Here is a 22,671-nt window from a genome sequence, read left to right as displayed (position 1 = left end):
CCTTATGACGCTTTCACATGAAGACAGTATTCGCCTGTTTAGGAATTCGGCACCCTATATTAACGCTCACCGAGGTAAAACCTTTGTGGTCATGTTTGGTGGTGAAGCGGTGCTTGAGCCGAGTTTCCCGCGCCTGATACAAGATATTGCCTTATTACATAGCCTTGGCATGCGGATCATCATCGTCCATGGAGCAAGACCGCAAATTGATGAGCGTCTAAAACTGAGATCTTTGCAGGGTCAGTTTGTCGACGGTTTGCGAGTGACCAACAAAGATACCTTAGAATGCGTCAAAGATGCAGCAGGCTCCCTACGCTCCCAGATAGAAGCCTTGCTTACCCTAGGTTTGCCAAACTCACCCATGCATGGCGCGCGTATTCGAGTATGTTCAGGTAACTTGGTCATTGCAAAGCCCATTGGTGTACGCAACGGCATCGACTTTGAGCATACCGGTGTGGTACGAAGAATAGATGTTGAAGGCGTCAAAGATCAGCTTGAAGATGGCTCTATTGTGCTGCTTTCGCCCATGGGTTACTCCCCAACCGGTGAAGTCTTTAATCTTTCACATGAAGATGTTGCAACCCAAGCCGCCATTGCGCTTGAGGCAGACAAAATTATTACACTCTCGCATTTAGAGGGCTTGTACCAAGACGATGCCAGTAACAAAGCAAGCATTATCAGAACCATAGAGCTTCATGCACTTCAAAGCTTAATTAGCAATGACAAAGTGAATGGTGAAAGCACCTGCATAACCGCTATGATTGCGGGGGTAGAGGCTGGTGTTGAGCGCGCACATTGCGTGAGTTATAAAGAAAACGGCGCTATTTTAAAAGAGCTCTTTACTCGTGACGGCGAAGGCACTCTCGTGATGCAGAATCACTATGAGCAACTTAGAGATGCTGATATCGATGACGTCGGCGGCATTCTAAATTTAATTCGACCGTTGGAACAAAGCGGCGCATTAGTTAAACGCTCTCGCGAATTATTAGAGAATGAAATCAATCGTTTCACCGTGATAGAACGCGACGGTATGATAATCGCTTGTGCCGCTTTATACGAATACCCAGAGGATGCTAGCGGTGAAATAGCCTGCGTAGCAACCCATCGTGACTATCGTGGTCAAAATCGTGGTGAGCGTTTATTAGATGCAATGAAGCGCAAAGCCTCACAACATAAGCTGAATAAAATTTTTGTACTAACGACGGTCACCGGGCACTGGTTTTTAGAGCAAGGCTTTGTTGAACAAAGTATCGACACCCTGCCCCCTGTTAAACAGCAGATGTATAATTTTACTCGAAATTCGAAGGTCTATTTGCTGGAATTAGCGTAACGAAAAAGCAACCGTGATAAAGCTAACCATCAAAAAGAGCGCTTCACGCGTTCGGGTTACCTACAAGCTTACTCGTTTGAATGCGCGATACTCAGCCTTCCAAAAGTTACCTTCAATGCGCGCTCGCAGCATCTCATCTGAAAGGGTTAATGCTAGCTCTTGTTTCATTGCGACTTTTGCTACAGCAAAGGCAATGTCTTTGCTCAGCTGGGTAATCTCTGTGAGCGGGGGCAAAAGCTCGCCTGAGCCATTGTTTGCCATCGGCGACGCATCAGCCAATGCGTTACTGGCAGCCATGAGCATTTCATCGGATATTAAACGCGCTTTTGAGGCGATCACCCCTAAGCCTATTCCCGGGAATATATAACTGTTGTTGCATTGCGCAATAGGATAACGCTTCCCCTTATACTCCACCGCATCAAATGGCGAGCCGGTCGCTATCACAACTTTTCCATCAGTCCATTCAATCACCTGTTCGGGTCGGGCTTCGACTTGTCGTGAAGGATTACTTAAAGGAAAGATAATCGGATGCTCACAATACTGCATCATGGCCTTTATGACTTGTTCTGTAAATAATCCCGGTTGACCTGACACACCGATTAACAAATCGGGTTTAGCGCCGTGCATCACATCGAGCAGCGACGGGTAATCACCGCTGTATTGCCACCCATTAAGCGCGCTGAGCGGTTGCTGCAGTGCTTGTTGAAAGTCTCGTAAATCTTGCATGCCTTCGGTTAGCATGCCAAAGCGGTCAACCATAAAGACTTGCAAGCGGGCTTGTTCGTCGCTCAGGCCCTCAAATACCATTTGCTGGATCAGCATTTCCGCTATACCGCAACCGGCAGAGCCCGCCCCCACAAACACGACTTTTTTATCAGACAGTTTAGACCCACGCGCTTTACATGCCGCCAAAATGGTTCCCAGCGCCACTGCGGCAGTTCCTTGAATATCGTCATTAAAGCAGCACACTTTGTCGCGATAGCGTTTTAACAGTGGCATTGCATTAGGTTGAGCAAAATCTTCAAACTGGATCATGGCCTCTGGCCAGCGACGTTTTACTTCGTGAATAAAGATATCGAGAAACTCATCGTACTGATCTTGAGGTATACGTGGATGGCGCGCGCCCATATACATAGGATCATCTAAAAGCTTAGGGTTGTTAGTGCCTACATCCAGCATAACAGGCAAAGTGTACGCTGGGCTAATGCCGCCGCAAGCGGTATACAAAGACAATTTACCAATGGGAATGCCCATGCCGCCAATGCCTTGATCGCCCAGACCCAATATGCGTTCACCGTCGGTCACCACAATCACTTTGACTTTGCGTTTTGTGGCGTTTCGCAAAATGTCCTGCATCATGTGGCGCTCTTCATAGCTAATGAATAAGCCACGCGAGGAGCGGTAAATATCAGAAAAGCGCTCACAGGCCTCACCTACGGTAGGCGTATAGATGATTGGCATCATTTCATCTATATGCTCTTGCACTAAGCGATAAAAGAGCGTCTCATTGTTGTCTTGGATGGCGCGTAAATAGATGTGTTTATTCAGCGGCGCAAGGAAGCTACTGTATTGCTTATAGGCTCGGTCTACTTGCTCTTCAATGGATTCGTAGCGAGGGGGCAGCAAACCTAACAAATTAAATGATTTGCGCTCTCGCTCGGTAAATGCACTTCCTTTATTTAGCAATGGCGTTTCAAGCAGTGCGGGTCCAGCGTAAGGAATATAAAGATAGTCGTTGTTATCGGCTGTTGACATAGTCAATCGTTACCTAAAAGTGGCTTAAACATTTAAAAGATTGGCACATAATATTCGCAACATGCCTAGAAAATATCGTCGAGCATATCCTCTTGCTCTTCCTCAATCTCGTTTTCCATTGGCAAGCTAAGCGCATCATTTTGCACAAAGGTAGTGGGTTCAGTGCCTTTGAGAAAGTATTCAAACATTGAACTGCTGTCGGTTTTGTTACTTAAGTTGCCTGTGGCTCTGTCGATTCGAACTCTGACAATGCCTTCGGGCGTCATTGGGATTTGCTCTGGCGTATCCTCTAACACGGCCTGCATGAACCGAATCCATGCCGGTTGCGCAGCTTTTGCGCCCGCCTCAGCTCCAAACATGGCATTGCCAATCCAATTAAATTTTTCTGGATTTTTGTTGATCAGGTTCTGATTTCGAGATGTCCTGCCAAGCTCTCGTGCTGGGTTATCAAAGCCCGTCCAAGACGTGGCGACCAATCCAGGTGCAAATCCGCTAAACCAAGCGTCACGAAAGTCATTTGTCGTACCCGTTTTGCCGCCAACATCTTCTCGCTGTAATAAATTCCGAGCACGCCAGCCAGTACCAAGCCAATAAGTCGGTGTATTCCAAGTGCCGTTGGCTCTCACTGCCGTTCTTAGCATTTCAGATACCATAAAGGCTGTCTGCTCGCTTATTATTCGTGGCGCAGACTGAGATTCGGACACCATAGCGAGATCACTTTCGTTTTGTGCAGTATTATCCTGCTGCATGCTCTGTGCACTGAATCTCGCAGCCAGCTGTGCCTCTATATCTAATGCGTCAGTACCACCCGTTCCACTGGTAGAATAGCTATTTGTAATTTCACCGTCCTCACCCGCGTTCACATCCTCTGCGGTAGTGACCGAATCGGTTTCACAGGGGTCACATGCAAGCAAAGGCTCCGCTTCCCATAATACTTCCCCCATAGCATTCTCAATACGCTGAATAAAGTAAGGCTGAACGCCAAACCCACCATTTGCAATAACAGCCATAGCTGTTGCCACTTCTAAGGGCGTGTGTGAGCCTGAACCTAAGGACATGGTCTCATCGCGAGGCACTTCATCACGTAGGAAGCCAAATTGAGTCAGATAGTTACGCGTATTATCCATGCCAACGCCACGCAGTAAACGCACCGATACCACGTTTTTCGACTTACCCAAAGCTTGTCGCATGCGTATCGGACCGTCATAAACCGGCGGCGAGTTTTGCGGTCGCCATGCAACACCGGATGATGCATCCCATTGATTAATTGGCGCATCATTCACAATGGATGCTAGGGTATAGCCATTATCTAATGCGGCTGCGTAAATGAAGGGTTTGATGTTTGACCCAACTTGACGTTTAGCCTGCGTTGCTCGGTTAAATTGACTATGATAAAAATCATAGCCGCCGACCACTGCTTCAACTGCTCCATCGAAAGGGTTAAGCGCAACAAAAGCGCCCGATACATCCGGTAATTGCGACAGTTGCCATTGCCCATCAGAAACGCGTTGACGGATATATACCACCATACCCGCTTGCAATATATCACTGGCTTGCTCTGGCTCATTTCCTTGTGCTTTATCACTAATGTAGGCTCGCGCCCAATCAAGCCCATCCCAATCAAGCAATATTGATTCATTATCTTGGGTCAACACACTCGCTTGTTGATCATCGACAGACATCACCACCGCTGGCACTAAAGGCCCAATGTTTGGATGTTGTGACACAGCTTCTAGAATCTGTTCAATGTCAGGCGCCACAAATTCACCATACTTTGCTTGAATTTGAGTAGCCTCCTCAACGCTCAAAGGCTGCTCAAAGCCAAACTCTTCAAGTATATCGTCGGTCAAGCCTTGCCAGATTCGGTCGATTGGTCCTCTAAACCCGTGCCGCTCATCATAGTCGTGTAAGTTTTGCAGTACCGCTCGTTGTGCCGCTTCTTGGTATTCTGAATGCGCTGCGGTAAACACATTAAAACCGCTGGTTTCTGCAATCTCTTTTCCATAAATAGACACCATTTCGTTGTACACAATGTCAGCAAGATATGGCGCATCAAGCTCTATCTCTGCGCCGTGCTTTCGTGCTGTAACGGGTGCATTCGCCGCTTCATCAAACTCAGCTTGGCTTATATAGCCCTCGTCCAGCATGCGCAACAAAACGATTCGACGACGTTCAACTGAACGCTCAGGATTACTGATTGGGTTTAAAACCGAGGGGGCTTGGGGTAAGCCCGCTACCGTTGCAATTTGCGCGAGTGTTAAATCTTTGGGTTCTTTTCCATAATAGACTTGAGCTGCAGCCCCAACGCCGAAGGAACGATGCCCGAACTCTATCTTATTCAAATAAAGCTCCAGTATTTCATCTTTCGACAATTCTTGTTCCATATGGTACGCAATAAATACTTCTTTGATTTTCCTTGAGAATTCCTTTCTTCGATTGAGGAAAAAACCACGCGCTAGCTGCATAGTTAAAGTACTAGCGCCTTGCTTTTTCTCGCCGGTGGTTACCAGGCTCACGGCAGCTCGTAACACACCAATGGGGTCGACGCCCATATGGTCATAAAAACGGCTGTCTTCGGTAGCAATAATGGCCTGCTTCAGATATTCAGGAGCATCTTCCAGCGCAAGAGGGATGCGGCGCTTTACACCGTATTGAGAAATGAGTTTTCCATCCTGAGTAAAAATTCGCATTGGCGTTTGTAACTCAACGTCTCGCAATACTTCAACGCTAGGTAAATCATCTTTGAGATAGAAATACATACCTAAAACGGAAACAGTGCCAAGCACAAGGCCCAGTAAAATAAGGAAAAAAATGACTTTTATATACTTCACAATGGCTTAGCTACTCAAAATAATTGAAATAATCACTCAAATTTTATACGTAGGTGTCGTTAACCACTACATACGGTAATTTTAAAATTTGTATTATGCGCACGTATGATACTGCAACTAACGACAGGCCGCCATTGAATGAAATCGCTTTTTCCAAAAAAAGCTAAGACAATTATCGGTTTAGACATAGGCACAAAGTTTGTAAAAGCCTGCAGTCTAGACTTGTCTGGCAAAGAACACAAAGTGCTGGCGTTTGCTTGCGAGCCCATTCAGGGAATGGCGTTCGCTGAGCGCGAAATAAAAGACTTTGATGCCATTAGTAAAGCCTTGAAAAAGGTACATATGGCGGTAAAGCCAAAGAATAAAGACTGCGCTATCGCAGTTGCTGGATCTTCGGTTATCAGTAAATCAGTGTTCATGGAACCTGATCAAAGCGATTTTGAGCTTGAGACTCAAATTGAACTGGAAGCCGATAGCCTTATTCCCTATCCCCTGGACGAAGTTTATCTCGACTTTCAAGAAATTGGCCCATCTTCGACTCACGTGGGAAAAGTAGAAGTTTTGCTCAGCGCCGCGCACAGGGACTTGCTCGACAGTCGAATCACGCTAGTGCGAGAAGCACCGTTTGAACCGGTCGTTGTTGACATTGAATCAAATGTACTTGCCGACACCTTTATTGCCTTTGGTGACAAAAAGAAAAATGAATTAGGCATTTGCATCAATCTCGGTGCGTCCATCATGCAAGTGTCTGCGATTGAAAATGGCGTTGCTATATATAGTAAAGAACACAGCTTTGGTGTGAATAATTTTGTTCAAGATTTGGCAATGCTTCACAACATTGAGACGCAAGAGGTCGAAACTCAGCTGGCCAGCAACACAGCGCCAGAGAGCTGGTTTACTGAAAATATGCCGGTTTTCCTAGCGACCGTCCAACAACAAATTCAAAGAGCGCTTCAAATGTTTGTCGCAACTACGCATAAGCAAATGCCAGTAGCGTTTAGTTTGTGCGGTGGCGGTGCCAATCTTCCCGGGATTTGCGAAACCCTCAGCAAAGAAATGGGGCTTGACGTTACTTTGTTTAACCCCTTTGCGGATATGAGCGTTGATAGCAAAGTGAATCAAGAAAAGTTAATGACGATCGCGCCGCAATTGTCAATTGCAGCGGGTCTTGCAACAAGGAGCCTCAGCGAATGGCAAAAATAAATCTTTTGCCTTGGCGTGAATCGCTTAGGCAGACTCAAAAGCAACAGTACGTAATGTCACTGGGGCTTATCTCAGTGATTGTGTTTGCGATTTTCTGGCTCGCAGGTGAATTCATTGAGCAACAAATTCGCAATCAAGACGCTCGCAACAGTTACTTAACGCAAGAAATTGATGTGTTGAATAATCAAATTGCTGAAATTCAGCGCATTAAAGAGGCCAAAGAAGAAATCGTTGTTCGCATGAGCCTGATTGAGCAGCTGCAAGTCAGCCGCAACGTCACGCCAATTATGTTTGAAGAACTCGCTCGAACAGTGCCTGCTGGTGTCTCGTTCAACAGCTTGTCGCGAACCGACAACAGACTGAAGTTGATTGGCAGTAGCGAATCGAACAACCGGCTTTCGGCCTTCATGCGAAGCTTGGAAGATTCAGAAATCTTTATCAACCCAGTACTTTCGTCCATTGTCGCTGATGCAAGCACTTCAAATGCCATTAGTGACTTCGAATTGACCTTGTCTCTCAGTGCAAAATACGCCCATAGAGATTCTACGTCTGACGATAAAGCGGGAGCTAAGTAATCATGGCCTTTGATTTTAACAAGCTAAAAGAGCTCAACGATTTAGACTTCGAACAAATTGCGATTTGGCCTAAAGAAGTAAAGGCTTTCGTCGCGCTGCTGTGTGCACTTATTGTAGGCGCAGTCTGCTATTACACCATCATTGATGGGAAGCTGCCCGTGCTTGATGCTTCTGAGAAAAAGGAAAAGGAACTGCGCACGGAATTTGAAGCAAAGTATCGCATTGCGGTAAACCTTGACGCCTATGCACAGCAGTTAGCACAAATTGAAGAAGACTTTTCATCGATGCTTAAGTCACTGCCTACCTCAAATGAAACGCCGGGCCTACTAGACGACGTCACCTTTGTGGGAACAGATGCGGGTTTGTCGTTTAAATTAATAAACTGGCAGCAAGAGGTGCCTAAAGAATTTTATACCGAACTGCCAATTCAAATTGAAGTAGTCGGTGGCTATCACGAATTTGGACAGTTCACCTCCAACGTGGCCAATTTGCCGCGCATCGTAACGCTCCACGATTTTGAGATAACCCGCGCAGAGGGAGAGCTTTCTTTGCGCATGCAAGCGAAAACCTACCGCTCTGAACAAACGGAGGGCATGCAATGAAAAAGTTAGTCCTTGGCCTCGTTAGCGGTTTAGCACTTGTAGGATGTAGCGCGAGTATTGACGATTTGGTCGCCTACACCCAGCAGGTAAAAGCAAACACACAAGTCAGTATCGAACCTTATCCAAAGTTTGAAGAAGCGGAAAATGTTCGCTATGCAGCGGCAACGGTTCGCAGTCCATTTACCCGCGCTGTGGGTGAAGAGGAAGTCGCACAAGTTGAAACAACGCCGAATTGTTCACAGCCGAATCGTAACCGAAATCGCGAGGTTTTAGAGAGTTTTGGCCTAGATGCTTTGCAAATGGCAGGCATTCTCGAAATAAACGGCAAGCGTTTTGCATTAATCAAAGCAAACGATGGAAGTTTACATCGAGTTGCGGTGGGTAACCATGTTGGTTTATTCCACGGCAGAGTCACACAAATTAACAATACTGAAGTGAAGATACGCGAAATGCTCCCAGATGGAGCGGGCTGTTGGCAGCCTAAGACAGCAACAATCAACATGGCGTCTGCGACAGGGGAAGGTACCTAATAATGTCCGAGCAATACATTTTTAATAAAAAATTAAACCGACGAAAACCCGTCACATATTTAATATGTGCAGTTCTTTTCGGCCTGGTTACCTTCGGCGTGTTTGCTAATGAAGAATCCGTGGCGCTAATTGACCCGATCGGTGATCAAGTCAAATCGGAGGCGGTCACACTGAATAACATTGACTTCAATAGAAGTGGCGACACTGCAAAGGTCATCGTTGATTTTGACAACGGCGTACCTGAAGTATCGATGGTTGAGGCGCGAGGTAATATCTCCCTGCGATTTGAAGATACCGCACTTGCCGACGAACAATACGTGGAAATCGATGTTAGCCAGTTCGGCACCGTTGTTTCTTCGATTGAGACCTTTCAACGCGAACAAACTGCACGTGTTGACGTTCGCTACGACGGACGAGTCAAAATCGAAAAATCACAAACTGAAAGCGGCTACGAGTTTGACATAGTCAGCGTCAACCCCGAAGACATAGCAAAGTCTGAAGAGGATCAATACACGGGCGACCCGATTTCACTAGATTTCCAAGACGTACCTGTGCGCCAGGTACTGCAGATTATCGCTCAGGTAAACAATTTTAACCTAGTCACGACAGATACGGTAAATGGTAACGTTACTATCAGTTTAAGTGGCGTTCCTTGGGACCAAGCGCTAGATATGATCCTGCGCATACGAGGCCTAGACAAGCGACTTGAGGGCAATATCCTTTTGATTGCACCTCGCGAAGAGCTTACTGCAAGAGAAACCCAAGAGCTTCAGGCGAAACAACAAGTCCAGGATTTAGCAGAATTGAAATCAGCGAATATTTCGGTGAACTACGCAACTGCTTTAGCTTTGGCTGAGATTTTAAAAACCGAAGGTGGCGGCATTTTGTCAGAGCGCGGGACGGTCAGTGTTGATGAACGCACTAACACACTTCTCATTCGTGATACCCAAGAATCTATAGATGAAGCACGTGAGGTCGTTGAGACCTTAGATATTCCAGTCAAGCAAGTACTTATCGAGTCACGCATGGTAACGGTAAGAGAAAATGCAGACGAGCAGTTGGGCGTTCGTTGGGGTTTCACCGGAACTGGTTCTGACAGCACAAGTTCTGGTTCAATAGAAGGTGCAGACACCGCAGGTGGCGGTATTTTGCCGTCTATCGACAACCGACTAAATGTTAATTTACCGGTTGCCAACCCGGCTGGCCGAATCGGATTTCAAATTGCGAACCTAGTAGATGGTAATGTACTTGATTTAGAGCTAAGCGCGCTAGAGTCTGAAAACAAAGGCGAAATTATCGCGAGTCCCAGAATCACTGTCGCAAACCAGCAGGAAGCTTACATCGAGCAAGGTACTGAGATCCCATTTGTGCAAGCAGCCTCATCTGGTGCTACGGCTGTAGAATTTAAAAAGGCCGTCTTAAGCTTGAGAGTCACACCACAAATTACACCTGACAACCGAATTATTTTAAACTTGGTCGTAACGCAAGATACACGTGGCGAAACAGTCTCTACGCCAACTGGCCCTGCGGTCGCAATTGATACGCAAGAGATCAGCACCCAGGTATTGGTAGAAAACGGTGAAACGATTGTGCTTGGTGGCATTTTCCAACAAACCAGTGCAGACAACGTATCTAAAGTACCCTTGTTTGGTGATTTGCCGGTGGTCGGAAATTTATTCAAGACTTCTCAAAAGCTTGAAGAAAAGCGTGAGTTGTTAATTTTTGTCACGCCCAAAATCATTACGGAAGGCTCGTAAAATAAGCGCTAACCCCCTTTAAAATATGAACAATGCCGACGACTTTCCTATTATTCGTCGGCATTTTTACATCTAGGCTTGCAAACAAGCGCTAATCATTGAGATAATCCGCGCTCTCGATAATTCCCGAGGAGATATACCGTTCATAACAAGGCCACTTGTTATGGTCATTGTTGGCTATAAATACGCATGACACATGCCGACGTTAACCATTAAATTAAAGTGTGAATTAGCAAAATATGGCTGAAAAACGTAATGTATTCCTAGTAGGTCCAATGGGCGCAGGCAAAAGCACAATTGGACGACACCTCGCAGACGAACTCCACCTAGATTTTTTTGACTCCGACCAGGAAATTGAGCGCAGGACTGGCGCTGACATCGCTTGGATCTTTGATTTAGAGGGTGAAGACGGCTTTAGAAAGCGTGAAGAAACCGTCATTCATGACTTAACTGATAAGCAGGGTATTGTGCTTGCGACTGGCGGCGGCTCTGTAGTGTCAAAAGTGATTCGAAATCGTTTGTCCGCGCGCGGCATTGTTGTTTACTTACAGACCACTATTGATAAGCAGGTTGCTCGAACGCAGCGTGATAAACGCCGACCTCTCTTACAAAACGACGACCCAGAAACGGTACTGCGAAACTTAGCCGAAGAGCGTAATCCGCTTTATGAAGAAGTTGCAGACTATGTTGTCACCACCGATGAGCAAAGCGCACGTGCTGTTGCTAATCAAATCATCAATAAAATAGGACTGTAAAAAAGTCCACGCGCAAAGGAAGCAAACATGCCTACTTTACAGCTTGATTTAGGCCAGCGCAGCTACCCTATCTATATCGAAACCGGCATTCTCAGTGATGCCGGTTTTTTATTTGAAGAAATACAAAGCTCACACTTAATCATTGTGACCAATACCGTATTAAAAGCGCTATATTTGGACACGCTCAAAGTTCGCTTAACGCAATTAGGAAAGCGCGTGGATGAGATCGTATTGCCCGATGGCGAAAGCGAAAAGACCTTGGCCAACCTAGAGCATATATTAACAAAGCTTTTAGCCATGCCCGCTTCAAGAAGTGCATGCATCGTTGCACTTGGGGGCGGAGTTGTGGGTGACATCGCCGGTTTTGCAGCGGCATGTTATCAGCGCGGCATCGATTTTGTGCAGATTCCAACCACGCTATTGTCACAAGTCGACTCGTCGGTAGGCGGTAAAACGGCTGTCAATCATTCTTTAGGAAAAAATATGATTGGCGCTTTCTATCAGCCAAAAGCAGTCTACATAGACACAAACTGTCTAAGCAGCCTACCCTCACGAGAATTCTCCGCTGGCATGGCAGAAGTGATAAAATACGGCATTATTTATGATCCGGCGTTTTTCACTTGGCTTGAAGATAATCAGCGGGAAATTCAAGACAAACATGGGCCAGTGCTTAACACCATGATTGCGCGCTGCTGCGAAATTAAAGCAGAAATTGTCGCGCTGGATGAGCGTGAACAAAACATTCGGGCTCTGTTGAATCTAGGTCATACTTTTGGACACGCCATTGAAGCAGAGCTTGGCTACGGAACCTGGCTTCACGGTGAAGCGGTTGCAGCTGGCATGGTGCTTGCTGCCAAACTTTCGATGACAAGAGGCGATATTAATTCGAATGAACTTAAGCGTATTGTGGACTTGATCAGTGTCTTTGACCTGCCAACTGAGGGCCCGCAGAACATGTCTAGTCAAGCGTATATAGAACATATGCAGCGAGACAAGAAAGTGCTTGAAAATACCATGCGATTTATTCTTCCAATTGGCATAGGAAAAGCGAGAGTCGTATCAGATGTGTCAAAAGATGAGTTACACAGCTTATTGAACTAAGCGGATGACCTTCGTCTCTAAAATTAAAACGCACTATTCGCCAAGGTAATTAGGGAAGTATGAGTGTCTCAGCTACACGAACGTCTTGAACATTTAGTCAATTATTCGTCCCAACTAATTTTTGTGGGTAGTGATTCTGTTGCCACGCAACAGCGCACACTAAGCGATTTCCTTGCTGCCCAGTCTCACAATACCGAAGTCTCGTTTTTAACCGCTGATGAAAGTCAATCAAGCAGTGATTATCGTCGTATTATATGTCGGCAACTTGCCAACCATACCGTAGGTAGCTTTGTAAGGCCTTTAAATGAGTTACTACACGACATGGATGCGGATAAAGGGCATTACTTGGTATGTATTGCCAAAGCGCAGTGTATCGACATGGAATTTTTACAAGAGTTATGGGAGTGGGTGACTAACGCGCGCCAGGTGAATGCCAATATCCATGTAAATGTCATTTTGTTTGCCAATGAACAGTGGACTCAAGACGCGCAAAAGTGGCTTCCTGAACATCAAAGCAGTAAGCCCGTTTTATTGTCATCACAGTCTTTGGACGTGGTCGGTTTTGATGTATCCGCATTGGAAGAATTAATGGCACAAAGGCCAAGTTTCTTTACCGGAGAAACTCGCCACAGCATTATCCGAAAAAAATGGTTTATTGCGGCGGTACTGATCAGTTTTTTGCTGGTGTTCTCGGCACTTATGTTTTGGCAGTACCCAAACGAAATTGACCGCTTTATTCAAACTGGCGAACTGCCGTCAAATGAGTTAGCAATGACGCCGAAATTAGTCGAAAACCAGGCAGACGAAAGCTATCGCACGGTGTCTGAGGCAAGTGATATCAATTCAGAAAGTCCAGAACAATCGACAGGCTATGAGCCTAAGCTAGAAGTGATCGCCCCTAAACTAGCTAATGAGATCTTAGTTAGTCAATGGCCAGCGGAAGCAGACGAAGCTTTATTAGAGCCAACTGAAGCCGATGGTGGCAGCGAATCTGCACAAAACGAAACTGCAAATGACGATGCACAAGCGCTTAACCTTAACCCGCCGAGCAACAACCTGCCTGTGAATAACACAGCTACTGATGAGCAAGATTTTGCAGTCCCCGACATCACGTCTGTGGCGCAACTTGACGCGAACCTTGCAGCATCGCTTCGCGACAATAATACATCGGCTTCGGTGTCATCAGAAAATCAATTAAGTGACTTTGAATTTGACGAGGCGCAATTACTGTCGCTATCAGAACAACGTTTTGTCATACAACTCTCAGGTATTCAAAATAGAAGCGTGCTTCAATCGTATATTGCGGATAATCAGCTTAACGACTCAACTTTGATATACGAGACGCAACGATACGGGGGGGCATGGTATGTGGTGCTTCACGCAGAATCGTTTGGCACTATCGCAGAGGCTAACCAAGCCATTTTGCAACTTCCCGACAGGATTCAATCAAGCGGCCCTTTCGTAAAATCTCTACAGCAAGTGCACAGCGAGATAAATAACTAGGGTCTGTTGATTTTTACTGTATGACTTTGCAGCAAATATCAACAGCCCCCTGAGCTTTACGCTTCTTTAACCACAACACCTATACTCTTAAAGGTCTTTTTGAAACGAGCGATACGCTTTCCATAGTACAAAAACACTTGCCCTCGCGTGTTGCCAGAAACATGCTTACCGTCTCGATTTTCAAAAGCGATACGTTTATTGACCAAACATAATGCGCTGGCTTCGCTTAGCAAATGTTGGAACCATTTGGTTTCGGTGGCGTTGTTCACCAACACGATTGCTTCGGTGATCATGCCTTTTTTCCACTCCTCTAAAAATAACGCAATGGACTGATTAATGAGTTGCCGGCTGTACGGAGGATTCATAAAAACAGAACCAGGAGTTTCAAACCATTGTTGCGAAAAGGCGTTGCTCTTTTCATCGAAAAAGCGTGAAGCCCCGATTAGCTCGTTCGCTTGAGCGCATGAAAAAGGATCTAAGTCGATACCACCCATTGTTTTTTTGACTAAGTGGATGTATTTACTGGGTGTAAACCAGGCATCCGAATCACGCTCAGAAAAATCTGAGCTTGTTGGAACCGCCCCTATATAGCCTAACTTTCGCCTATCCGCTTTGTTCAATGCTGGCTTTGTGTCCATCTTATACCCATGCGTTTATTATTTTTAGCATCCATGGTCACTATTGATAGCTGGCAATTCTGTCATTTATAGATATCAGTATACAGCCTTTTTTCACAGTGATGCTTCGAATTTCGTCTTTTGTTCAGTATTTAAGCAAACATCATCTTTCCTGAATTATTTTATAAGTTTGCCGATATATTGATTCATAGTTGCGTTGTATTATAGCAGGCTTAAGATACACTTCTTTGAACAATAGATATCACCTACGAATATCTTCAAAGTCTTTTTAAGCAAACTGCGTTACCCATGAAGGAGTCGATTTCAAAAAGTATATGAATATTCTGCATGGCCTGTTGTCAAAAATGCTGCTGTTGATTGTCGTTGTCGCGGTTTTATCGCTTGCAGCATCATATACTTTTGTGTCTATTCAGCAGAAAAAGAATCTACAGGAGGACATTGAAGGGCTAAAACGCTCGCATGTTGAAATCACGCAGCTTTTGTTATTTGAAAACCAAATTAGTGAGCAAATTCTAGTACTCAGTGATTTATCCAGCAAGTCGCCTGAACAAGCCAATCAGTTTTTAAACAGCATATGGCCTCAGCTTCAGCTAAGTTTTTCGCTCTCCTCAATGGCCTTTTCTAATGGCGAGCGTACTTTCACTTTTGGCAGATTTCCGGGCGATAAACTAGCAAACTTAGAAGCGCTTGCTCGCTCAACTAAACGTCCGCATAGCGGCATTTTATGCCATTTTATGTGTGAACTGGCAACAACGATACCTATCGATTTTCAAGGGAGTAGCTGGTCCTTTTCGACGCTCAGCAGTTTGGACGCTTCCATCCGCGAACTTAATCAGTTTGTTGGCAGCGACATTGGCGTGCTGTCACCTTTTGACGAACCTGCGCTTAATGACAAAACGCTTAAGCGCTACATTCCCGAAATTATGACCGGCATTGAAAAGAACAGCGCCCTTCGCAATCGCATTTTAAGCGACTCAGAGCTTCAGAAACTTGAAAACGAAGGTCTTCAAATTAGCGTTGATAGAACGGATTACTTTGTCTGGTTTGAGTATTTCAATGGCATTGAGGAAGACCTCAAGCTAATGTTCATTCGAGATATTTCACCGAACTTAGCTCAACAGAGGGAGCAAAAACAACAGGTGATAGTGATTTTTGTGACGCTTACCTTTGGTATTTTGTTGTTTTTGATTTTGTTTTCAATCATTCCCATCTCGAAAATCAATCAGCTCAAACGTGCTATCAAACTTATCGGTGCTAAAGAATATAACATCGCACGCTATCGTTTAGGAAAACCCGGTAGAGCCACTCTCCCCGACGAATTAGATGACTTAGAAGATGAGTTTAGAAACGCGATTGACGTGCTCGAGACCTATGAGCAAGAGCTCAGCAACTCGCAAAAGCGCTTAGTTCGCCAAGCAACCATTGATGGCATAACGGGCTTGTTTACACGCAATGTGCTAGTGGAAGATTTAGCCAATATGAATCGAGATGAGCAAATCGAAAATGTTGCGATTTTCTTTCTTGATCTCGATGGCTTCAAGCCGGTCAATGACAACTTAGGTCACGAAGCAGGTGACATTATGTTGAAAAAGATTGGCTATCGCCTCAAAGGCGTGGTCAATAAGTTTGTCAGAGTATATCGAATTGGTGGCGATGAGTTTGTGATTTGCTATTCCAACTATGAAAAAGAGACTAATTTAGAGCAAATGGCAGACATGGTCGTAGAGCTATTTTCTGCCCCCTTTCACATTTACGACACAAGCATCACCATTAGCGCCAGCATCGGTATCGCTTTTCAAAAAGCCCTCGATATTGAGCCAGATACGCTCCTGCGCTATGCAGATATTGCCATGTATCAAGCTAAGGAAGATGGTAAAAACTGCTACGCATTTTTCAATGATCAAATGCGCGAGAGCGCACAGCGTCGATTTAGCATCAAGAATGACTTTATTGCTTCGCTCGCTGCAGATCAGCTTAAGGTGGTTTTTCAACCTGTGGTCAGTGCACAGACTCGTGAAGTGAACAAGCTTGAAGCATTGTGTCGTTGGCATCACCCAGAAATGGGGCACATACCGCCTCCAGTATTCATAGATGTATTAGAAGAAAGCGAAAATATGAATATGCTCTTTGAGTGGATTGTGGGTAATGTTATCCAGGAAATCTTGTATTTGAACAGCATCAATATGTCGCATGTAGTGGTGTCTGTTAACCTTAGCCCCTCACAGTTGGTCAACGATACCGCGCTCACAATCTTACAAAATCAGCTTAAAGAGTACGATATTGATGCTGAACGAATTGAGTTAGAGATAACCGAAACTTCTTTGATTATGAGCTTTACCCAAGCAAAAAAATGGATTGAACAAGCTACCGGCATGGGCTTTAAGATTGCGATTGATGATTTTGGAGCGGGCTATTCTTCACTATCTTATCTTACTGCGTTCCCATACGATACGGTTAAACTCGACCGTTCCTTATTGACGAATATCGACAAGGACAAACGACAACAGCGAATTGTCGGCTCGTTGACTCAAATGCTACATGGACTAGCCGTGCCTATCGTGGCAGAAGGTGCGGAAACAGAGGAGCATTTTGAACAACTTCGAATATTAGGCTGCGATTACATACAAGGCTATTTAATATCAAGGCCGATTGCGCATGAAGATCTGGTGTTATTTTTCGAATCACAGAATACTAAAGCGCGTGAAGTTCTGTAAGCTAAGCGCATGTCAGCGTCGCTCGGCAAAGCGCTCACAAAATCCAAGCAACCACGCTTAAAATTGTCGCTATCAAGAGAATCACAAACAAAATTCCGGCGATGACGTAGGGCACGACACTAGAGGCCTCTGTGAAGTCTTGTTCGTAGTTACTGTGTGTTTGTACGCCCATGAATCCAGCTAAGACGGCTTTGATTAACTGCCAAACGCTTGGAGACTTGCGCATATTATTGCCCTTAGCGTTTAGTTAGTTTTACTAAGTAACTCTAGTAAATCAGCGAAGTGAAATTGAGGTGAGTCAGAGCGTTTAAATAACCAGTTTACCCAGTTGACCTGTTGGTTATTTCTATTACACAAGGCGTCTACGTTGGCATTTCCGCGCTGTTGATTTTGGGTAGATACGATTTGCGTGGTAGGCGCTTGTTGGATCAGGTTATGACAAGGAGCGTTTGCACTAGAAAGCATTAAACTCACTGAAACAAATACAGCCACACAAGATACGGCAACAGTTGCCAGCAATTTTGTCAGATATAATTTCGTGTTTCGCATATACGCCCCCTTACCTTTGACCTTTTACCCGTGCATCCTGCAAGTCCTTAGCATAAGCGATAATCAAAAAAAACGCCAGAGCATTACTCTAGCGTTCATTCAGATTACAAATCTTTGAGTGAACTAATACAAACTATAGGTCAAATGACTTAGCGATTGAAAAGTAAACTGACTCATCGTTATCAAGATCGCTGTCGCTTTTGATAAATGCAACGCCCACATCAAAATCCGCGATGGTAGTCCCGTAACCTAGTTCACCGTAGTTACCTTCGTAGTCACCGCCAAAGGAGCCGATTGTGCCGTAAAAGCCTTCGTGCGCAGCTGTTATACCAAAGAAAGTGTAAGAGTCATCAGGGTCACCTTCACCGTCGCGCTCACCGAGCGTATACTCAACACTTATGATTCCATAGCCTGCAGATAGGTTGATTTCATTATACTCAGTGTCAAAATCGCCTGTGTATTGATAGGTCGTGACGCCCGCACCAAGCGATAAGCCATTGTCAAATTCAAATCCATAGCCGCCATATAGGTCAATTTCTAAACCATCTTCAACATCCGCTGCCCATACACCTGCGTAAAAGCCGCCAGAGCTTAAATCAACGCCACCATTTGCGGTTGCGGTGGAGTTTTGTACTATTCCACGAAAGTGATATTCGCTTAATAGACCTAAATTTGCAGACCATTGCGTTTCGGCAAGTGCATGACTGCTAACCAAAGTACTGGCTAAGATTGAGGCGGCAAGCGCTGCTTTTTTCATGTGATGCATCGTGTGTTCTCCATAGAGTTAATATTGTGTTGAATTTTTTGGTGCTTGTTTTTGTTTTTATGCCGAAGCTGCACGCAAATAAGTGGCAAGCATCATCTCAACTGTGTGATGACTTACACTTTTGTCGTTTGTTGATGGTCTTAGCAATTTCGATGCCCAAGTCAAATGAATACTTAATAAATATTATAAAGTTATGTTTTTTATAACTTTTACTGGATCATGTTCATAGTTTTTGTTCAATTGTAAAGCGGGATCCTCACATCTAGGAGACTAAGCATGCACCAAGTTGCCGCACGCTCACCAATACGGGGCAAGCTTTTGTCTTTGTCATTTCTTCGAAGTTCGTTACACTCTACGCAATGTTAAAATCAAGGCTTGTTTTTTAGCCGGAGAGATGATGTTTACACCTCTAATAGCCCCCTCAATACTGTCTGCAAATTTCGCGAAACTCGGTGAAGATGTCGATAAAGTGCTCGAAGCTGGCGCGGACATCGTGCACTTTGATGTGATGGACAATCACTATGTGCCGAATTTAAGTTTCGGCCCGATGATTTGCAGCGCGCTTCGAAAACATGGCATTAGCGCTGATATCGACGTGCACTTAATGGTTACGCCAGTGGATGAGTTAATTGAACGTTTTGCCGAGGCTGGCGCTAGCATGATTAGCTTTCACCCCGAAGCGACACTGCATTTAGATCGTAGCATAGAGCTGGTAAAGAGCTTCAATTGCAAAGTTGGACTTGCACTTAACCCCGGTACCGAGCTTGGCATTCTTAAGCATGTATTGCACAAGCTTGACCACGTGCTTGTTATGTCTGTTAACCCAGGTTTTGGTGGGCAAAGCTTTATTGAGCACAGCATTGACAAAATCAAAGCATTAAAACAAATGATAGATAGCGCCGGCCACTGCGTGCGCATAGAAGTAGATGGCGGAATCAATAAAGACAATATTGGTCGCGTTCGCCGCGCGGGTGCGGATATGTTTGTAGCGGGCTCAGCGATATTCAACAGCGATGACTATAAAAGCACCATCGAAGGCTTTCGAATGGAAATGACAAAACAATAATATCAGTAAATTTGCGCGGGAAACCTTTACGTGGAAAACTTTAACCTTCAGAACCCTGATCATAAAAACAAGGCAAAACCTACAGTCTTAAGTGGCTGTCAGCCTTCTGGGCAATTAACTATCGGCAACTACATGGGCGCACTGAAACAGTGGGTTAGTATGCAAAGCACGCATCAGTGCTTGTATATGATTGTGGATTTACATGCCATTACCGTCAGACAAGAGCCTTTAAGCCTGCAAGCAGCTTGTTTAGATGGCCTGGCACTTTATCTTGCCTGCGGTATCGACCCTGAACAAAGCACCATATTTATGCAGTCACATGTCCCCGAGCACGCGCAGCTGGCGTGGGTTTTAAACTGCTACGCCCAAATGGGTGAGCTAAATCGGATGACGCAGTTTAAAGACAAGTCGCAAAAGAATGTGAACAATATCAATGTTGGCTTATATTCCTATCCAGTGCTGCAAGCTGCAGACATATTGCTGTATCAAGCCAACGCCGTTCCCATTGGAGAGGATCAAAAGCAGCACCTTGAACTAACCCGCGATATTGCCACACGTTTTAATAACCTTCATGGCGATATTTTTACACTACCTGACCCCTTCATTCCAAAGTCGGGCGCTCGCGTTATGAGTCTTCAAGACCCAAGCAAAAAAATGTCAAAGTCCGACGACAACCCAAATAATGTCTTGGGATTGTTAGAAGACCCTAAAAAATTGGCAAAGAAAATCAAGCGTGCCGTCACAGACTCCGACGAACAAGCTCGCATATACTTCGATACAAAAGAAAAGCCAGGCGTTTCTAACCTTTTGTCATTGCTATCATGCGCGACAGGAAAGGAAATTGATGACCTTATCCCTGAGTATGAAGATAAGATGTATGGACATTTGAAGGGTGATGTGGCCGATGCGGTCGTCGCTATGCTGCAGCCTATTCAAGCAGAATATCATCGCATTCGGGACGACCGCGACTTCCTTAACAGTGTCATGCAACAAGGAAGTGTTAAAGCTCGCGCTATTGCGTCCGATACATTAAGCAAGGTGTATGATTCTGTAGGTTTTTTGAAGGTTTAGGCAATTGGTACTAATAGTCGATAATTACGACTCTTTTACCTTCAATCTTGCCCGCTACTTTGAAGAGCTTGAGCAATCGGTCACTGTGGTGAAAAACGACGCATTGACTATCAATCAAATGAAAGGCATTGAGTTTTCCCATTTGGTTATATCGCCAGGGCCTTGCAGCCCAAATGAATCCGGCATATCAATGGAGGCAATACACGCCTTCACTGGTAAACGGCCGATTTTGGGGGTGTGTTTAGGGCATCAGGCAATAGCTGCAGTAAATGGTGCAAATGTCGTTCAAGCTCGTCACATTAGACACGGAAAAACATCGACAATTAAGTGCAATACTGGCGCTCGATTGTTTTCACATTGCAGTGAAACATTTATCGCTACTCGCTACCACTCTCTAATTGTGGAAGAAGCAAGCTTACCAACGCAGTTTTCAGTAAGTGCATGGTGCGAGGATTTTGCGCTGAAAGAGGTTATGGCCATCGAAAATGATGCCCAAGGACTGTACGGTGTGCAATTTCATCCTGAATCACTTTTGACAGAATATGGACACCAAATACTGGAAAACTTTTTAACACTCGGATAGCGAATGAAAAAAAGCGTCTCACAGCTAGCAGCGATATACAACGACCGGTTCGAGCAGATGCTCTTATCGCTTGATGATGCGATTATTTTGTCGGGTCAAAAAACCCAAGAGATGAAAATGCTAGAAGACTCTGAGCAAGCCGAGTCGCGAAGAAAACTATTAATGGTTGAGGAGCTGGCGAACAAACAGCGCGAGATAGCGGCAACCGCTGAAAACAATTTCATGCATCAAATTGAGTATGATTTTCACAGAACGCTCATTCCCGACTTAGAAAAACGATTTAATGACGTTGACGACATATTGTATAACGTTCTTGATTTTGACCCTGTACTGGGTAAATTACTCGATATACTTTATACGGAGGCATGCTCAATTTCGCGCTTGGTGCAATGCATTGAGCCCGTAGATTGGCTTAGTAAATCGCTGATGAAGTTTGTCCGCCAACCCAAGTATCGAAGGGTGGATTCTCAGGGCCATCCAATCATATTGAAGACTTTGCATTCGACACTGAGTTTTATTGGCGTTGAGAGCCTGCGTTCGCTCATCCCGGTGTTAATCGCCAAGCATTGCATGCCGCCTCATTCTGAGTTTACCCCTGAGCTGCAAAAACATCTTTGGTTGTACACCATTGGCACAGGAAATATTGGTAAAGCACTGGCTGAAAAGCGAGGAATTCGACCACATTTTGGATTTAATCTAGGATTGTTGTCGACTATTGGCCGCTCGGTTATTGCAAGCCTCTACTTACGCTCCTTCGATGATAAACTGCGTGAAGTAATCATAGAAGCTCGCAATAAAAACAATCCCAATCAGGCAAAAGCGCTTGCGGGCCTTAAACCTTCTCACAAATATATTATGAGTTTGTGGGGAAAACATGCCCCTGCCATCAATGCCTCAGTATTTAATGCTTTGAAGTGCAAATGGCTCCTCATTGGAATGGGCTTTGAAGACTACACCGCTATTAAGAGTATTAGCTTTAAATATCTTGAAGATAACAAGCTTCACCCACTCACTAAGCTCTTATTCAATGCACAAGGGTATATGCAGTTTAAAATGATGCAAAGTCATAAGCTGATGGATAAGGAAGCATCCATGCTGTACCTAAGAAATTTTGGTATAAAGTCAGATGATGTCGCGCTTGTCACAAAAATTAACCTCACCGGAATTGAGTTAAAAATCAACGAATCTATGCCTGAAGAGGGCTAAAAACGCTCACTTTACAGCACTTTTTCAATATTTTTTGTGAATGAATATGCGAATTGGCGCTTGCGGGCACCTACAAGGGTTTTTATAGCGCAAATTTTTATTGTGCGTCGAAGCTTTAGACGTATTTTGCGGTCTC

20 protein-coding genes are annotated in these 22,671 nt (G+C 44.9%); 14 read left to right on the top strand and 6 right to left on the bottom strand.

Annotated features, from left to right (window positions below):
- Positions 1 to 4: 4 nt before the first annotated feature.
- Positions 5 to 1,330, top strand: a complete 1,326-nt coding sequence (gene argA / locus PN836_RS15965; RefSeq protein WP_395340108.1) for an amino-acid N-acetyltransferase — start codon at positions 5 to 7, stop codon at positions 1,328 to 1,330.
- A 60-nt stretch (positions 1,331 to 1,390) separates the two neighbouring features.
- Here argA and PN836_RS15960 read toward each other — a convergent pair whose 3' ends face one another.
- Complete coding sequence (locus PN836_RS15960; RefSeq protein ID WP_395340105.1) at positions 1,391 to 3,085, bottom strand: NAD-dependent malic enzyme; 1,695 nt, start codon at positions 3,083 to 3,085, stop codon at positions 1,391 to 1,393.
- Between the two features lie 65 nt (positions 3,086 to 3,150).
- Entirely contained in the window at positions 3,151 to 5,916 is a 2,766-nt protein-coding gene (locus PN836_RS15955) for a penicillin-binding protein 1A (RefSeq protein ID WP_395340102.1), read from the bottom strand.
- A 138-nt stretch (positions 5,917 to 6,054) separates the two neighbouring features.
- Between PN836_RS15955 and pilM the strand changes: the two genes are divergently transcribed.
- The 8 genes from pilM (at position 6,055) to PN836_RS15915 (ending at position 13,942) form a co-directional block, all read left to right on the top strand.
- A complete protein-coding gene (pilM, locus tag PN836_RS15950; RefSeq protein ID WP_395340100.1) occupies positions 6,055 to 7,119 on the top strand; it encodes a type IV pilus biogenesis protein PilM in 1,065 nt (354 codons plus the stop codon).
- The gene (locus PN836_RS15945; RefSeq protein ID WP_395340098.1) at positions 7,107 to 7,694 is read left to right on the top strand and encodes a PilN domain-containing protein; all 588 of its coding nucleotides are present in this window, start codon (positions 7,107 to 7,109) and stop codon (positions 7,692 to 7,694) included. Before pilM ends, PN836_RS15945 begins: the two co-directional genes overlap by 13 nt.
- A 2-nt stretch (positions 7,695 to 7,696) precedes the next feature.
- Positions 7,697 to 8,296, top strand: a complete 600-nt coding sequence (locus tag PN836_RS15940; protein ID WP_395340097.1) for a type 4a pilus biogenesis protein PilO — start codon at positions 7,697 to 7,699, stop codon at positions 8,294 to 8,296.
- Complete coding sequence (locus PN836_RS15935; RefSeq protein ID WP_395340095.1) at positions 8,293 to 8,826, top strand: pilus assembly protein PilP; 534 nt, start codon at positions 8,293 to 8,295, stop codon at positions 8,824 to 8,826. Before PN836_RS15940 ends, PN836_RS15935 begins: the two co-directional genes overlap by 4 nt.
- A gap of 2 nt (positions 8,827 to 8,828) precedes the next feature.
- Positions 8,829 to 10,583: a type IV pilus secretin PilQ gene (locus tag PN836_RS15930; protein WP_395340093.1), complete on the top strand. Its 1,755-nt coding sequence runs from the start codon at positions 8,829 to 8,831 to the stop codon at positions 10,581 to 10,583.
- Between the two features lie 239 nt (positions 10,584 to 10,822).
- Positions 10,823 to 11,338, top strand: a complete 516-nt coding sequence (gene aroK, locus PN836_RS15925) for a shikimate kinase AroK (RefSeq protein WP_395340091.1) — start codon at positions 10,823 to 10,825, stop codon at positions 11,336 to 11,338.
- A 27-nt stretch (positions 11,339 to 11,365) separates the two neighbouring features.
- Positions 11,366 to 12,439 (top strand): 3-dehydroquinate synthase, encoded by a 1,074-nt coding sequence (aroB, locus tag PN836_RS15920; protein ID WP_395340090.1) that lies wholly within the window; start codon positions 11,366 to 11,368, stop codon positions 12,437 to 12,439.
- Between the two features lie 63 nt (positions 12,440 to 12,502).
- Positions 12,503 to 13,942, top strand: coding sequence for an SPOR domain-containing protein (locus PN836_RS15915; protein WP_395340089.1), 1,440 nt, complete (start codon positions 12,503 to 12,505; stop codon positions 13,940 to 13,942).
- A gap of 56 nt (positions 13,943 to 13,998) precedes the next feature.
- Here PN836_RS15915 and PN836_RS15910 read toward each other — a convergent pair whose 3' ends face one another.
- Positions 13,999 to 14,580, bottom strand: coding sequence for a DNA N-6-adenine-methyltransferase (locus PN836_RS15910; RefSeq protein ID WP_395340086.1), 582 nt, complete (start codon positions 14,578 to 14,580; stop codon positions 13,999 to 14,001).
- Positions 14,581 to 14,894: 314 nt separating this feature from the next.
- On the opposite strand from PN836_RS15910, the gene PN836_RS15905 reads away from it, so the two are divergent.
- Entirely contained in the window at positions 14,895 to 17,294 is a 2,400-nt protein-coding gene (locus tag PN836_RS15905; protein WP_395340083.1) for a putative bifunctional diguanylate cyclase/phosphodiesterase, read from the top strand.
- A gap of 34 nt (positions 17,295 to 17,328) precedes the next feature.
- Here PN836_RS15905 and PN836_RS15900 read toward each other — a convergent pair whose 3' ends face one another.
- The 3 genes from PN836_RS15900 to PN836_RS15890 form a co-directional block, all read right to left on the bottom strand.
- Positions 17,329 to 17,520 (bottom strand): DUF2970 domain-containing protein, encoded by a 192-nt coding sequence (locus tag PN836_RS15900; RefSeq protein WP_395340081.1) that lies wholly within the window; start codon positions 17,518 to 17,520, stop codon positions 17,329 to 17,331.
- Between the two features lie 17 nt (positions 17,521 to 17,537).
- The gene (locus PN836_RS15895) at positions 17,538 to 17,843 is read right to left on the bottom strand and encodes a hypothetical protein (protein ID WP_395340079.1); all 306 of its coding nucleotides are present in this window, start codon (positions 17,841 to 17,843) and stop codon (positions 17,538 to 17,540) included.
- A gap of 133 nt (positions 17,844 to 17,976) precedes the next feature.
- Positions 17,977 to 18,609: a TorF family putative porin gene (locus PN836_RS15890; RefSeq protein WP_395340076.1), complete on the bottom strand. Its 633-nt coding sequence runs from the start codon at positions 18,607 to 18,609 to the stop codon at positions 17,977 to 17,979.
- Positions 18,610 to 19,006: 397 nt separating this feature from the next.
- Between PN836_RS15890 and rpe the strand changes: the two genes are divergently transcribed.
- From rpe to PN836_RS15870, 4 genes are read left to right on the top strand one after another with little or no spacing between them, the layout of a single operon-like run.
- A complete protein-coding gene (gene rpe / locus PN836_RS15885) occupies positions 19,007 to 19,675 on the top strand; it encodes a ribulose-phosphate 3-epimerase (RefSeq protein WP_395345707.1) in 669 nt (222 codons plus the stop codon).
- Positions 19,676 to 19,705: 30 nt separating this feature from the next.
- Positions 19,706 to 20,746 carry a tryptophan--tRNA ligase gene (gene trpS, locus PN836_RS15880; RefSeq protein WP_395340074.1) on the top strand — a complete coding sequence of 347 codons (1,041 nt, stop codon included), beginning with the start codon at positions 19,706 to 19,708 and terminating at the stop codon, positions 20,744 to 20,746.
- Between the two features lie 4 nt (positions 20,747 to 20,750).
- Complete coding sequence (locus PN836_RS15875) at positions 20,751 to 21,329, top strand: anthranilate synthase component II (RefSeq protein WP_395340072.1); 579 nt, start codon at positions 20,751 to 20,753, stop codon at positions 21,327 to 21,329.
- A 3-nt stretch (positions 21,330 to 21,332) separates the two neighbouring features.
- Complete coding sequence (locus PN836_RS15870) at positions 21,333 to 22,535, top strand: HDOD domain-containing protein (RefSeq protein ID WP_395340070.1); 1,203 nt, start codon at positions 21,333 to 21,335, stop codon at positions 22,533 to 22,535.
- Positions 22,536 to 22,671 lie beyond the last annotated feature (136 nt).

The sequence above is a fragment of the Ningiella algicola genome, from assembly GCF_028401415.2.
Lineage (GTDB): Bacteria > Pseudomonadota > Gammaproteobacteria > Enterobacterales > Alteromonadaceae > Glaciecola.
This window is presented reverse-complemented; position numbering and strand designations above follow the sequence as displayed.

What these genes read in the sequence shown, in the direction of transcription:
- argA (WP_395340108.1), top strand. Translation starts at nt 5, where the DNA reads ATGACGCTTTCACATGAAGACAGTATTCGCCTGTTTAGGAATTCGGCA.
- PN836_RS15960 (WP_395340105.1), bottom strand. Translation starts at nt 3,085, where the DNA reads ATGTCAACAGCCGATAACAACGACTATCTTTATATTCCTTACGCTGGA.
- pilM (WP_395340100.1), top strand. Translation starts at nt 6,055, where the DNA reads ATGAAATCGCTTTTTCCAAAAAAAGCTAAGACAATTATCGGTTTAGAC.
- PN836_RS15945 (WP_395340098.1), top strand. Translation starts at nt 7,107, where the DNA reads ATGGCAAAAATAAATCTTTTGCCTTGGCGTGAATCGCTTAGGCAGACT.
- PN836_RS15940 (WP_395340097.1), top strand. Translation starts at nt 7,697, where the DNA reads ATGGCCTTTGATTTTAACAAGCTAAAAGAGCTCAACGATTTAGACTTC.
- PN836_RS15935 (WP_395340095.1), top strand. Translation starts at nt 8,293, where the DNA reads ATGAAAAAGTTAGTCCTTGGCCTCGTTAGCGGTTTAGCACTTGTAGGA.
- PN836_RS15930 (WP_395340093.1), top strand. Translation starts at nt 8,829, where the DNA reads ATGTCCGAGCAATACATTTTTAATAAAAAATTAAACCGACGAAAACCC.
- aroK (WP_395340091.1), top strand. Translation starts at nt 10,823, where the DNA reads ATGGCTGAAAAACGTAATGTATTCCTAGTAGGTCCAATGGGCGCAGGC.
- aroB (WP_395340090.1), top strand. Translation starts at nt 11,366, where the DNA reads ATGCCTACTTTACAGCTTGATTTAGGCCAGCGCAGCTACCCTATCTAT.
- PN836_RS15910 (WP_395340086.1), bottom strand. Translation starts at nt 14,580, where the DNA reads ATGGACACAAAGCCAGCATTGAACAAAGCGGATAGGCGAAAGTTAGGC.
- PN836_RS15905 (WP_395340083.1), top strand. Translation starts at nt 14,895, where the DNA reads ATGAATATTCTGCATGGCCTGTTGTCAAAAATGCTGCTGTTGATTGTC.
- PN836_RS15900 (WP_395340081.1), bottom strand. Translation starts at nt 17,520, where the DNA reads ATGCGCAAGTCTCCAAGCGTTTGGCAGTTAATCAAAGCCGTCTTAGCT.
- PN836_RS15895 (WP_395340079.1), bottom strand. Translation starts at nt 17,843, where the DNA reads ATGCGAAACACGAAATTATATCTGACAAAATTGCTGGCAACTGTTGCC.
- PN836_RS15890 (WP_395340076.1), bottom strand. Translation starts at nt 18,609, where the DNA reads ATGCATCACATGAAAAAAGCAGCGCTTGCCGCCTCAATCTTAGCCAGT.
- rpe (WP_395345707.1), top strand. Translation starts at nt 19,007, where the DNA reads ATGTTTACACCTCTAATAGCCCCCTCAATACTGTCTGCAAATTTCGCG.
- PN836_RS15870 (WP_395340070.1), top strand. Translation starts at nt 21,333, where the DNA reads ATGAAAAAAAGCGTCTCACAGCTAGCAGCGATATACAACGACCGGTTC.